A 13,681-nucleotide genomic window follows, 5' to 3' on the forward strand; every position below is an offset into this window, starting at 1 on the left:
GCTTACAGTAATTTTTTTAAGATCGGATATTGATCCTGATAACGCGTCACAAAACCTGCCAAACATTGTGCACATGCCAAAGTTAAGAAATAAACAACTAAATGTGCATGTGGCATCAATGCCAAGAAGATTTTGGCAAACAAAATATGTGAAGTATAAATCATCAATGAATCATGACGTAAAATCGTAAACATTTTACGATATGGAATATTGACCTTTAATAAATAATTCACTAAGAAATAAATAGCTGGAACCAAACAAATATACATACTTGTTAAATCTCTTAAAATACCGAAATGGCGATATAAAGATACTTCCGCAAAGAATAATACAAAACTAATCAAGAAACCAATCAAGCTAACCTTTTTAGGCAAGCGACGCGTTCTTGAAAGTAATAACCCAATCGCAATGAACATAGGACCAAAGAAAATTCCATTTCTTGCGGTTGACAATGTTTTTGTAAAGAAACCAAAGAAGAAGGATATACCTGGAATACTTTCCCAAATTGGTGTATATACATTAATCAAGTAACCTACAAAATATAATATAAACGTAATCAACAATGTGAAATTCAAGCCTTTTTTCTTATACAAACAATAGACAATTACGTCCGCTAACATTAAGGCTGGTAAAAACCACAAGTGATAATAACTTCCATTCAAGAAAAAATCTCTTACATATGTAAATAAATACTTAATATGAAAACCCGTGTGCGTATAATCAAAAATCGTATATAGCAAATAAATAATTGTCCAAATCAAATAAATTCGAAATAAACGAATCAATGCCTTCTTTAAACGAGTCTCATTTAAATCTTCATTTTCTGAATCATAGTTTCTAAAAAAGAAGAATCCACTTGTCGTAAAAAAGAATGGAACCGCCAAACGACATACAGTATGAATAAAGTACGTATTAAATGTTTCAGAAATTTCTAAAAAAGGAAATGTATGAATACATACAACTAATAAAGCCGAAACATAACGTGCAATATCTATCGATGCATACTGTCTTTTCATGAGCGCACCTTTAATCTAGGTACACGCGAAGAAATCGAAGTTAGTGTCTCATTGTTGATAGTCTTAGCCGTACGACTAATTTGATCTACAGTAACGACTTCATTTCCTTGATGACCTACGATACACACTACATCGCCCTCTTTTACATCATCTACATCTGTAACATCAATCATACATTGATCCATACATAAGTTTCCAATCAATTTACATCTTTGGCCATGTACTAACACTTCAAATCCCTGATTCGATAAAAGACGTGGTAAACCATCCGCATATCCAATACTCATTGTTGCAACTTTTGTTGGTTTTTCAGCCACAAAATGACGACCATAACTTACACTTTGTCCAGGATATATCCATTTCACCAAACTAACATTGGCATACATAGACATAATTGGAATAAAGTCTGGATTTGTTTGGATTGGAATTTGATCATCACTCGTCACACCCATATAAAGTAGACCTGGTCTACAATATTCATATTCCAGCTCTGGATAGTTTAAAATTCCATAACTATTTTGAAGATGACGAATACCTGGATCAATACCTTGAGATTTCAACAAATCAACAACTTCATCAAACAATTGAATTTGTTTGGTCGTAAATGATCTACAATTCTCATCCAAACAATCACTCACAGGGAAATGCGAGAAGATGCCTTCTACACATAGATTTTCCATATGATACTCTTCATAAATATCTTCTATATGTTTATCTTGTTCTTGATAAACAATTCCCGTTCTGCACATACCTGTATCTACTTTACAATGACAACGAATCTTTACATTGTTTTCCTTGGCATACGCATTTAATTCTCTTGCATATTCAATAGAAATCAAAGATTGAACAATATTTTGTTCATGAAGATAGTGAAAATGCATACTAGGTGTATACCCTAATATTAGGATATTATCTTGAATCCCTGCATTTCTTAAGTTCAAAGCCTCATCCACACTCGAAACGCCAAAATAATCCACTCCACATTTTTGTAAAGCCTTAGCACATGCGACATCACCCAAACCATACGCATTGGCTTTGACGATACCCATAATTTTTGTTTTCTTTACGAGCTTTCTTACTTCTTCTACATTATGCGCAATCGCATCATAGTCGATTTCTGTCCAAGCCCGACTATAAGATTCTAACATGCTCCAATAGTCCTTTGCATAGCTAATTCAATTAGCTTATCAATTAAATCCGCAAATTCAATTCCAGCTTCTTTCATCATAGAAGGATAACGAGAAGTAGCCGTTAATCCTGGAATTGTATTCAATTCATTTAAAATCACTTCTTTATCTTCTGTCACAAACATATCTACTCGTGCCATACCACAGCAGTTCATCGCAATATATGTTCTACGAGCTAATTCTTGTGCTTCTTTAAATGTTTTTTCATCAATACGAGCCGGACAATAAATAGCTGCTCCCTTCATTTCATACTTACCTTCAAAATCAAAGAATCCACCATTAATTTCAATTTCATCCACTGATCCTGTAAAGATTTCTTCATTTCCCATAACAGCACAACCAATCTCAAAGCCTTTAATTACTTTTTCAACTAAGATCTTACCGCGACCATCATAGAAGAAAGCATCTTTACATGCACTTTCAAATTCTTCTTTATCATTTACAAAATGAACCCCATAGCTACTTCCTGCATTGCATGGCTTAACAATCCATGGTAATGGAATCTCTTCTTGAATCTGTTCAAATGTAGGATTTTCTCGATTTGCGTATAAACAAATATAATCTGCACACGGAATATTTGCTTCCTTACAAAGAATATGCATGATTTCTTTGTCCATTGACATCGCACTTGACATTACATCACAGCCTACATAATGAATATTCATCAATTCAAGCAATCCTTGAATCAATCCATCTTCTCCATTTTTTCCATGTAGTACTGGGAATACACAATCCAATTCAATCACTTTGTTTGAACCATCCAAAGGCATGATTCCACCATTTACCCATGCACAAGATACACAAGTTTCTTCACTTTGCCATGTATCATGTTCAATCGAATCCACATCTCCATTATATAAATAGAAATGTCCATTTTTATTAATTCCAATTAAAGTCATATCATAGTTATCAGCATGAATCTGACGTAAAAAAGAAGCGACAGAATGCAATGAAACAGAGTATTCACTACTTTGTCCTCCAAATATGACACCTAAACGTAATTTACTCATTGTTTTTTCCCCCTAAATGCATCTACTAACGTATCCATTTTCATAGCTCTTGAACCCTTGATCAAAACAATACAATCTTGATCTAACAAAGGTTTAACAGCTTCATATATCTCATCTTTTGTTTCATACCACTTTCCATTAAAACCATCACTTGTTTCTTTAGAAAGAGGACCCGTACAATATAGTTCGTCTACACCTTTTTGTTTAGCGTATTCGCCCACATCAAAGTGCAATTGTTTTTCTTCACTTCCAAGATCTAACATATCCGATAAAATGGCGATATGTTTTTGCGCAGGCAATTCCATCAATGTATCAATAGCTGCCTTTGCGCTTTCTGGATTTGATTTATACGTATCATCTAAAATATACGCATTTGAAACTGGAATTAGCTGTGTACGCATCTTTGTCATTTCTAAATCAGCCAATCCTTTTAAAATAGATTCCTCTTTTAATTGACAAGCCTTTGCGATAAAAATACACGGTAATGCGTTCATAGCCTGAAAATCACCAAATGCACGTAAATGAACAGGTGCATCTAGAATATTGCAGTTAAAAACAATTCCTTCTTTATCATATTTAATATCACTTGTGATAGAAACATCTCCACCTTGACCAAAAGATACGATTTTCTTATTTTCTGTATTCAAAGTAGGAAGAACCTGTTTTATTTCTTCACTTTCATGATTATAAAGGAATAAGCCATTTTCTTTTAATCCCTCTAAAATTTCACATTTTGCCTGAGCAATCTGAAGTCTACCGCCCAAATTTTCCATGTGAGCTGAACCTACAGAAGTAATCACAGAAATATCAGGCTGTGCAATGGAAGTCAACTGCGTAATTTCGCCTTTGTTTTCCATACCCATTTCTAAAATCGCAACTTCAATATCTTCATCAAAGTCAAAAATAGTTAATGGAAGACCAATTTCACTGTTACGATTTCCCTGTGTTTTTTGTGTTTTTTTCTCTTGTGAAAAAATACTATACAACATATCTTTACAACTAGTTTTTCCGTTAGAACCCGTTACACCAATTACTAATGGACGTAACTCATCTAAATACGCTTTCGCAAGATCTTGCATAGCTTTAAGCGTGTCATCAACTAAAATAACTGGAAAATTCGGATATGGAAGATGATCCTTTTGCCACAAACTAATCAAAGCGCCATCTTCAATTGTTTGTTTGGAAAATACATGTCCATCTACTCTTTGACCAATAATTGGTACATATAAAACATCTTTTGTCACCTGTCGTGAATCAATCACAACACCATGTATTTTTCTTGTATCATCAATATCACCATGCACATTTGCATGCATTATATTTGTTATTTCCTGAATGGTTTTTACAATCATCTCAAAACCTCCGCTTAGTTTACATTATAGCATAAAACTAGTTCTCAATATTTATAATTCATGAAAAATCCAAATTTTCCCATTTTTGACACTCGCAATCACTATCAATTTTGTAAAATGAGTCAAAAAAAACAAAAAAGTGGTGTGAAAATACTACTTTTTTGTTAAATCACATATTTTCCCACACTTTTCACATTTTATTTGACACAACTTATGGTATACTTCTATACAAGCAAGGAGTTTGAAGACCTTGCCGGTATGAAATCAGTAAATGATATTCATACTATTTTCTATCCCCTTATTGAAAAGCCAGACACCCCCTTAGTCTGGCTTTTCATTTTATCTAAAACGATGTATTATTTTTAATAAGGAGGACGTATACTTATGTGTATTTTTTGTATGATCGCTAATGGTGAAATTCCAAGCAATAAAATCTATGAAGACGAAAGTGTTATCGCTTTTCTAGACATCAACCCTACTTCTTATGGACATACGCTTGTTGTCCCAAAAGAACACTGTGATTCTTTTTTAGATTGTCCAGATGAAACCCGCAACCATGTATTTGAAGTTGCTAGTAAGCTTGCCAACAAATTGGAACAAACTCTACATTGTGATGGCATCAACATTTTAAGTAATGTGCATGAAGCTGCAGGACAAAGTGTTAACCATTTCCACGTTCATTTGATTCCACGTTATAAAGATAACGATAGTGTTACCATTGAATTTCATGAAATTGAAAAACCAGATTTTGAAGAATTAATGAATAAACTAAAATAAAGAAGTCAATTTGATTTGACTTCTTTATTTATTTGTTCAATTTGATATTTTAATGAATATACACGATTTACATATCCACTAAAATCTTTACCATTCCATTCATCTTGCGTTAAATACGCCTTTTCTCCATAAATATTATGCGTATCTATCGAATCTGAATCATTAATATTTGGAATACATACCATGTAATATAAAATTTCTGAGGCATAATTCATTTGTACAATATATACAAATCGATCACTATTATTTTTTTGATTCGATTTTAAATAAGCCGAATAGACAATCTTCAGTTTATCAAGTCCAGGCGCCTTATCTTCTTTACCATCAATAGTATATATAGATTCTTGATTATCTTTTACATAATCTATAGCTGCATCTTTCCCATCCTGAATCAATGTTTTTGGAATGTCCTCTAATGCACTATAACGATTGGCAAGCCCCTTTACCACCACATCGGTTTCAACACTTTTTGGCTGATAATGATATTGATTGGCTAAAGCCTCATCATACGTTGCCGTTACATGAATCGTATCTCCATTTGATAAATCTGTATTCGGACTGACTTCATATTGAACAGAGTTCAAAAAATCCTGTGTTCTTTGATTTAGATCTCCCTGTTTAGCACTTACTGTCACACTCGCATTTCCATTTTCTCCAACATACGTATATTGCGCATTTGCCATAATATCAATTTCAACATTACGTAAAAAGAAGAAGTAAGCAATCAAAACAAGAATGCATATCATGCTTAATAAGCACATAAAATATATAGTTTTATTCTCTATCTTCTGTTTATCCATTGTAAAACTCCTAATCAAAATACTGTGCATTTTCAATAGCCCTTGAAATATACGACAACAAATCCACATCCACTTGATCTTGTATGATTTCTTTGGCATCATGAATACACGTTTCCATCATAGCCTGGTCTTTTTCAAAATCACCAAACACAAGACAAGGCATACCACTTTGTCTTATCCCTAAAATATCACCTGGACCGCGCATATGCAAATCATAATTGGATACTTCAAAGCCATCCTTTAATTCTTCCATCTTTTTTAAGCGTTCAATAGCCTGAGGATCACTCGATGCCGACAACAAGAAACAATACCCCTGTTTTTTATCACGTGCCACACGTCCTCTAAGCTGATGCAAAGTACTTAAGCCAAAACGATGCGCATCATAAATGACCATCACACTCGCATTGGCCACATCAATTCCAACTTCAATAACCGTTGTAGAAACAAGGATATCCAATTCATGTTTAGAAAACTTGTCCATCGTTTCTTCCTTTTCCTGACTTGTCATTTTTCCATGAAGCAAGCCAATGCGTATATCTTTTAATATCTTTGTCATGCCTTCATAAATTTCAAATACATTACGCATTTTAAATTCATCATTCTCTTCAATGGCAGGACACACGACATAACATTGTCTTCCTTCTTGAATAAATTTCAATACATCTTTTAAAACTGGCGACATACTTGAAGTTTTAAAATACTTTGTGACAACACTCTTTCTTCCTTTAGGCATTGTATGAATCGAACTAATATCCATATCTCCATATAAGAAATGCGCATACGTTCTAGGAATCGGTGTAGCTGACATCATTAGAAAATCAACACACTTTCCTTTTTCTAATAGAGACCTTCTTTGTTTCACACCAAAACGCTGTTGCTCATCCGCAATCACAAGGCCTAATTTATTAAAAATAACATTTTCTTGAAATAAAGCATGCGTTCCTACCACATTTAATATTTCTCCATTCTCAAGTTTCGTTAAAATTTCTTTCTTTTCCTTAGTCGGTAAACTAGAAACATATAAAGTCGCATCTAAACCTAATTTATGCATATTATCTACATGTTGGCGAGCTAAGATTTCGGTTGGTGCCAACAAAGCCGATTGATATTCAGCTAGCTGATTGGCATACATGCTAATTTGAGCAACAATTGTCTTTCCACATCCAACATCTCCTTGAACAAGGCGAAACATGACATTTGTACTCTTTAAATCATATAGAATATCGTCAATACTTGAAAGCTGATCCTTCGTTAACTCAAAAGGAAGACCTGAAATCCATTTCTTTACTGTTGCCATAGAAAATTTCTTAGCTTTTTTTATTTCCTTCTTTTCATGCATCGACTGCATTACGCATTGAAAACATAGAAACTCTTCATACTTCAATGTACGAATTGCGGCATGCAGTTGCTTTTCATTCTCTGGAAAGTGAATCCATTTATAAGCCGTAGATATATCTAACAACTTATACTTTTCAATATACCTTTGTGGTACTCTTTGAGGTAAAACATCCACATGTTTAAGGGCCTCTTTCATAATGGCCTGTATATCTGATTGCTTCAAACCTTCAATCAATGGATATACTGGATGTAAGCCTAATTGTTGATCTAAAGGTTTAAAATTATAAGTAGAAGCTACCACATTATTATTCCCTTGATATTGTCCATAAATCGTTATCATCTTGCCAAAACCAAATTGAGATGGCCATGGACGATTGAATAAAGTAATGTTTAATTCTTCATTCCATGACAAGACTTTAAACTTAGTCATCGAACGATTCTTAGATAAACGAATCACTCTTGCGGTTGAACAAATCAAGCCTTGGAATACAACATTTTCCTTTTCATTCCATTGCGAATAGGGCAATGTTTGAACCGTATCATAACGCAAAGGATAATATTTCAATAGATCCTCAACAGTTAAGATATTCATCTTTACTAAAAGACCAAGTCTTCGACTGGTAATTTTCAATTCATTAATCTGCATCTAAAAGACTTCCTACATAAGAAACATAATTCAATTCAAGAATGCAATAGAAAAAGCCCATTAAAAAATTCACAAACAAATAAGTAAACATAGCTGCAAGACTCGACTTAAAGCTAACTCCCAAGAATAAATACATCATCCAAGATATCATAGGATTACCCATATACATAGATCCAACTAAAATACTTTGGGCATTAAAGCCCTGTGCTGCACTAAATAAACCTCCAGACATTGTATCAAACACAACAATACAGATTAGTAATGTACAATACCAGTTCAACATAGATTTCTGGTGTTTTTTTAGTGCAAAAGGAATAAATTCCTTTAAGTTTTTATCGTGAATCAATCCATAATAGAAAATCAACTGGAATGGCACCATCATAACTAAGCAGAATGCACTAATAAGTTGTAACACTAACATTAAGCTTGTATTATTTGTGCAAACATTCACTAGATTTGTAAGAATTCCACTCACAATTAAAATATAAATACCTTGTAGCACTAATACTTTCAAAATTGCAGATGCGCAAAAATTTTGTTTCTTCCATATCTTTGTGCAAATAAAATAGAAACCTAAACTCGACAATAAACTTAATACGACTTCTAGACTTTGTCTAAGATATACATTCATACCTAAGGCACTCATCATTAAATAGGCAATGTTATAAACAAAGCATAAGATCAAAGTTAATACGATTGTTTTATATATACTTCTAAAATGTAGTTTTGACATTATTTTTTTCATGCAAAAATCTCCTTTTTTGGTAAGATACAATTATTCTAGTCCTTTGTCCAAATACAAATTCATTCAAATGACCAGAAACACATCCACAAATATGTATCTGTGCTATAATATTAACAAATTTTATGGAGGAAATGTATATGAATTCAAAAATTAAACGAATTATTAACTTCTCAACTGCCTTTGGACCAAGTGGCATGGAAGATGAAGTATCTTCATTAGCCATGGAAGATGTCAAGGATATTTGTGAAGTTCATGATGATACAATGCGTAATACGTATATGCACTTTAAACAAGACAAAGAACATGAAACGACGATTCTTTTGGATGCACATGCCGATGAAGTCGGTTTTATTGTGCAAGCCATCAAACCAAATGGTACAATTCGCTTTTTACCATTAGGTGGATGGGATCCAAAAAACATTGTATCTGGTGAAGTCTGGATTCTTAATGATAAAGGTGAAAAGATTTCGGGTATTGTCGCAAGTCAACCGGTTCATTTCTTATCTGAAGAAAAGCGTAATGGAAAAGTAGATTTTGATGATTTAGTAATCGATGTAGGCGCAACAAGTTCTCAAGAAGTAAAAGAAGAATTTCATATATCTGTAGGTAACTTCATGTGTCCTGCAGTTACATGTAAATATGATGAAGCACATAAGATTTTCTTAGGAAAAGCCTTTGATTGTCGTATAGGCTGTGCAGCCGTAATGGATGTACTACACCAATTAAAAGATGTAAGCCACAACATTGAAGCAACATTAACAACACAAGAAGAAGTCGGCGAAAGAGGCATGGACACAGCAATCAAAAACTTAAATCCTAACATTGCGATTTGTTTTGAAGGATGCCCAAGTGATGATACATTTGAACAAGACTACATGATTCAGTCTGCCTTGAAAAAAGGGCCAATGTTACGTTGGTTTGACCGTTCTTATATCACAAGCCCTCGTTTTATGCGTTATGCGATTGATTTGGCACATGAAAAAAATATTCCTGTACAGGAAAGTGTAAGAAAAGGTGGAGGAACCAATGCAGGAATTACTCACCGCTATAACATTCCAACCATCATTATCGGTATTCCCGTTCGTTTTGCACACGCTTCATTTGGAATCTGTTCTGAAGAAGATTATGATAATGCTGTAAAACTTGCGGTTGAAATCATCACAAACATCGATGCTCAAACTATTCGAGGATTCTAGTATGGAAAAAATTGCCGTCGTAACGGATACAGGTTCCAATCTATCTTTTGAACAGGCAAAAGAATTAGGTATTTACCTGCTTCCCTTACAAATCACAATTGACAAAACAACATACCAAGATACATTAGAAATTTCAACACAAGATATTTATAAAGAATTAGCCAAGGGGAAAATGCCAAAAACAAGCATGGCAACCTATCAAAAAATCTATAATTTATTTGAAAAACTAAAAAAAGAATACGATACTGTATTTGCGATTCCATTGACAAATGGATTATCTACAAACGCTTCAACCATGCAAAGTATTGCACGAGAATTAGAAATGAATGTCCATGTGATTGATATGTATTCAACTTGTGAATTAGAAAAACATGTTGCGATTTGGATCAAGCAATTAGTCGACGCAAACAAACCATCTGAAGAAATATTAGAGATTATTCGACCGGCAATCTATGAATCCAACTCATTGATCTTAGTCAAGGATTTACAACACCTAAAACGCGGTGGAAGATTAACCCCAATGGCTGCATCTCTTGCAGGTTTGTTAAAGATTTATCCTATCTTGCACTTAAATAAAAACACAGAAGGCAGAATCGATGTATTAAATAAGGTTCGCACAGAAAAAAGAGCTGACACCTATGCGATTGATAAAGTCATTGACGATATTGATATAGAACATACAAATATCTATATTATTCACTCAGATTTTTTAGAGGGTGCCAACCATTTTAAAAAATGTTTTATCGAAAAGGGTGTACCTGAAGAAAATATTCATATAAACTATATTAGTTCCGTAATCGCCGTACATACTGGTCTTGGTTGTATCGCATTACAATATATAAGAAAGGAAAACTAAAAACATGGAAACCAAAAATATTTTAATCACAATGAAAAACGGAGATCAAATCAAAGCTGAGTTGTATCCAGAGATTGCTCCTGAAACTGTTGAAAACTTTTTGAATCTAATCGAAAAAAAATTCTATAACGGATTAACTTTCCACCGTGTTATTAAAGGATTTATGATTCAAGGTGGATGCCCAATTGGAAACGGAACAGGTGGCCCAGGTTATACAATTCATGGAGAATTCGCTTCAAATGGATTTAAAAACGATTTAAAACACACTCGTGGTGTTTTATCTATGGCTCGTGCTATGGATCCAAATAGTGCAGGAAGTCAATTCTTCATTATGCACCAGGATTCACCTCATTTAGATGGTGAATATGCTGCGTTTGGTAAAGTGATTGAAGGTATGGAAAATGTAGATAAAATCGCAAAGACACCTACTACTTTCAATGATCGTCCAAGAAATCCTCAAGTGATTGATACAATCACAATTGTTGACTAATGACGTTGCAACAATTGCGCTACGTGATCCAGATCGTTGAATCTGGATCTTTTAATTCCGCAGCCAAAGCCTTATTTATTTCACAACCATCTCTTTCGAAATCCATTCATGATTTAGAAGAAGAAATGTCCATCTGCTTATTTGTTCGAACAAATAAAGGTATTCTTCTCTCTGAACAAGGAGAAAAATTTCTAGGCTATGCTAGACAAGTCATAGAACAAGCTAACTTACTTGAAGAACAATATAAAAACACATTCCCTGCAAGAACTGTATTTGCGATTTCAAGTCAACACTATGCCTTTGTGGTAAATGCATTTGTTGCCTTAGTCAAAGAATACAATCAAAGTGAATATGAATTTTCTTTAAGAGAGCAAAGAACATACGATATTATCGAAGATGTAAAGAACCATCGAAGTCAATTAGGCATTCTGTATCTTTCACATTTCAATCGTGAAGTCATTCAAAGTATCTTAAAAAAAGAACATCTTACATTCACCAAATTATTTGAAGCCAAACCCCATGTATTTGTTTCTAAGACAAATCCTTTATCCCATAAAAAAACAGTGAAAATGGAAGATTTAAAGAACTATCCCCGTCTAACTTATGAACAAGGAATCAATAATTCCTTCTACTTTTCCGAAGAATTACACAGTACTCAGCCATCTAAAAAGAGTATTGTTGTTTCGGATCGCGCCACATTATTCAACTTATTGATTGGACTAAACGGATATACGATTTCTTCAGGTATCTTAAGCACAGATTTAAACGGAGACAACATTGTATCCATTCCACTTGATAGTGATGAAGTTATGGAAATAGGCTATATTAGTGATGGAGTTTTATCCAACATGTCAAAAAACTATCTAAATCATCTAATTCAATACATTGAAAAGACCAACTGAAATTGGTCTTTTATTATAGTTTTTAACTATAACAAGCTAAAGAATATTTCAATTATTCTATATACTATAAATATGATAGACTTAACACACACGAAAGTTGAGGAATTTATTATGACAGTTCAAACACCTTATAGATATGATGTAGTTGGAAGTTTTTTAAGACCTGAAAAACTAAAACAAGCCCGTAAAGATTATGAGTCCAAAAAAATTTCAAGAGAAGAATTGACACAAATCGAAGATGAGTGCATTACAGATTTAGTTCAAAAAGAAAAGGCAGCCGGCCTACACGTCATCACAGATGGTGAATTCAGACGTGCTACATGGCACTTAGACTTTATGTGGGGATTTGATGGCGTATCTCATACACCAACGAAAACAGGCCTTCCCTTCCATGGAGAAGCCGCTATGATTGATGATACATATATCACTGGAAAAGTTGGTGTGAGTGGTACACATCCTTTTGTAGAGCATTTCAAGTTTTTAACTCAATTCGAAGACGAAAATACGATTGCCAAACAAACCATTCCTGCTCCAGCACAATTTTTGGAACAAATGATTCTTCCTTTTGCACTAGAAAACACTAAAAAATATTATGAAGATACTGAAGAATTGGTTCAAGACATTGCGAATGGGTATAAAGTTGTCATTCAACAATTATATGATGCAGGATGTCGATGCATTCAATTCGATGATTGTTCATGGGGCATGTTGGTGGATGAAAAAGCGCCATTATTTTTCCAAACAGATCAAGAAGGTTTGTTAAAAGTTCAAGAATTATTCTTACGTATCAACAATCTTGCGATTGAAGGAAAACCTGAAGATCTTACAATTAACACACACGTATGCCGTGGTAACTTCCACTCTACATATGCATCTAGTGGTGCTTATGATGCTGTTGCAAAAACATTATTTGCGAAAGAAAACGTGCATGCCTATTTCTTAGAATTTGATGATGCTCGTTCTGGTGGATTTGAACCATTAAAAGAGGTTACAGCTGATAAAAAAGTCGTACTTGGTTTAGTTACTACAAAATTAGCCAAATTAGAAGACAAAGAAACAGTAATTGCCCGTATTAAAGAAGCTAGCAAATATGTCTCTTTAGAAAATTTGTGTCTAAGTCCACAATGTGGTTTCGCCTCATGTGAAATAGGAAATAAATTAACTGAAGAGCAACAGTGGGCTAAAGTTAGATTGATTAAAGAAATTGCTGAAGAAGTATGGGGATAGAAAAAAGTTTGGATTAATTTGGATATTTAAATTCTTGTAGGGTCGAACATAGTCCTTAAATTTTTATAGGGTCGTTTTATAAGTAGTAAAAAAATTCTATAAAATATCGTAGGGTCGTGTTCGTCCCATTTTTTTATAT

At 33.7% G+C, this 13,681-nt stretch carries 13 protein-coding genes; 6 read left to right on the plus strand and 7 right to left on the minus strand.

The window, feature by feature from the left end; translation table 11 throughout:
• Nucleotides 1–2: 2 nt before the first annotated feature.
• Genes H8911_RS00655 through H8911_RS00670 form a run of 4 tightly spaced genes read right to left on the minus strand, consistent with a single transcriptional unit; the run spans nucleotide 3 to nucleotide 4,565 of the window.
• Entirely contained in the window at nucleotides 3–1,016 is a 1,014-nt protein-coding gene (locus H8911_RS00655) for an acyltransferase family protein (protein WP_186998360.1), read from the minus strand.
• A complete protein-coding gene (gene alr, locus H8911_RS00660) occupies nucleotides 1,013–2,164 on the minus strand; it encodes an alanine racemase (RefSeq protein ID WP_186998361.1) in 1,152 nt (383 codons plus the stop codon). The genes H8911_RS00655 and alr overlap by 4 nt, the downstream gene beginning before the upstream one ends.
• Nucleotides 2,158–3,213: a D-alanine--D-alanine ligase family protein gene (locus H8911_RS00665; protein ID WP_117571109.1), complete on the minus strand. Its 1,056-nt coding sequence runs from the start codon at nucleotides 3,211–3,213 to the stop codon at nucleotides 2,158–2,160. Before H8911_RS00665 ends, alr begins: the two co-directional genes overlap by 7 nt.
• Complete coding sequence (locus tag H8911_RS00670; protein WP_117924320.1) at nucleotides 3,210–4,565, minus strand: UDP-N-acetylmuramoyl-tripeptide--D-alanyl-D-alanine ligase; 1,356 nt, start codon at nucleotides 4,563–4,565, stop codon at nucleotides 3,210–3,212. Before H8911_RS00670 ends, H8911_RS00665 begins: the two co-directional genes overlap by 4 nt.
• Before the next feature lie 384 nt (nucleotides 4,566–4,949).
• Here H8911_RS00670 and H8911_RS00675 point away from each other — a divergent pair, with 384 nt between their 5' ends.
• Entirely contained in the window at nucleotides 4,950–5,342 is a 393-nt protein-coding gene (locus tag H8911_RS00675; protein WP_117571107.1) for an HIT family protein, read from the plus strand.
• Between the two features lie 5 nt (nucleotides 5,343–5,347).
• Here the strand turns inward: H8911_RS00675 and H8911_RS00680 are convergent, their stop codons facing one another.
• The 3 genes from H8911_RS00680 to H8911_RS00690 are packed head-to-tail and all read right to left on the minus strand — an operon-like array spanning nucleotide 5,348 to nucleotide 8,871.
• A complete protein-coding gene (locus H8911_RS00680; protein WP_186998362.1) occupies nucleotides 5,348–6,142 on the minus strand; it encodes a hypothetical protein in 795 nt (264 codons plus the stop codon).
• Between the two features lie 10 nt (nucleotides 6,143–6,152).
• Nucleotides 6,153–8,126 carry an ATP-dependent DNA helicase RecG gene (gene recG, locus H8911_RS00685; RefSeq protein WP_117924316.1) on the minus strand — a complete coding sequence of 658 codons (1,974 nt, stop codon included), beginning with the start codon at nucleotides 8,124–8,126 and terminating at the stop codon, nucleotides 6,153–6,155.
• Entirely contained in the window at nucleotides 8,116–8,871 is a 756-nt protein-coding gene (locus H8911_RS00690; protein ID WP_186998363.1) for a hypothetical protein, read from the minus strand. Before H8911_RS00690 ends, recG begins: the two co-directional genes overlap by 11 nt.
• A gap of 137 nt (nucleotides 8,872–9,008) precedes the next feature.
• Here H8911_RS00690 and H8911_RS00695 point away from each other — a divergent pair, with 137 nt between their 5' ends.
• The 5 genes from H8911_RS00695 to H8911_RS00715 all read left to right on the plus strand — a co-directional run bounded on the left by H8911_RS00695 (nucleotide 9,009) and on the right by H8911_RS00715 (nucleotide 13,542).
• Nucleotides 9,009–10,067 (plus strand): M42 family metallopeptidase, encoded by a 1,059-nt coding sequence (locus H8911_RS00695; RefSeq protein WP_117924311.1) that lies wholly within the window; start codon nucleotides 9,009–9,011, stop codon nucleotides 10,065–10,067.
• A gap of 1 nt (nucleotide 10,068) precedes the next feature.
• Nucleotides 10,069–10,923 carry a DegV family protein gene (locus H8911_RS00700; RefSeq protein ID WP_186998365.1) on the plus strand — a complete coding sequence of 285 codons (855 nt, stop codon included), beginning with the start codon at nucleotides 10,069–10,071 and terminating at the stop codon, nucleotides 10,921–10,923.
• Between the two features lie 4 nt (nucleotides 10,924–10,927).
• Nucleotides 10,928–11,413 carry a peptidylprolyl isomerase gene (locus H8911_RS00705; RefSeq protein WP_117924307.1) on the plus strand — a complete coding sequence of 162 codons (486 nt, stop codon included), beginning with the start codon at nucleotides 10,928–10,930 and terminating at the stop codon, nucleotides 11,411–11,413.
• Nucleotides 11,413–12,315, plus strand: coding sequence for a LysR family transcriptional regulator (locus H8911_RS00710; RefSeq protein WP_117924305.1), 903 nt, complete (start codon nucleotides 11,413–11,415; stop codon nucleotides 12,313–12,315). Before H8911_RS00705 ends, H8911_RS00710 begins: the two co-directional genes overlap by 1 nt.
• Nucleotides 12,316–12,426: 111 nt before the next feature.
• Entirely contained in the window at nucleotides 12,427–13,542 is a 1,116-nt protein-coding gene (locus H8911_RS00715; RefSeq protein ID WP_186998366.1) for a 5-methyltetrahydropteroyltriglutamate--homocysteine S-methyltransferase, read from the plus strand.
• The last annotated feature ends 139 nt before the right edge of the window (nucleotides 13,543–13,681 follow it).

Source organism: Holdemanella hominis (assembly GCF_014306155.1).
Taxonomy (GTDB): Bacteria; Bacillota_I; Bacilli_A; order Erysipelotrichales; family Erysipelotrichaceae; genus Holdemanella; species Holdemanella hominis.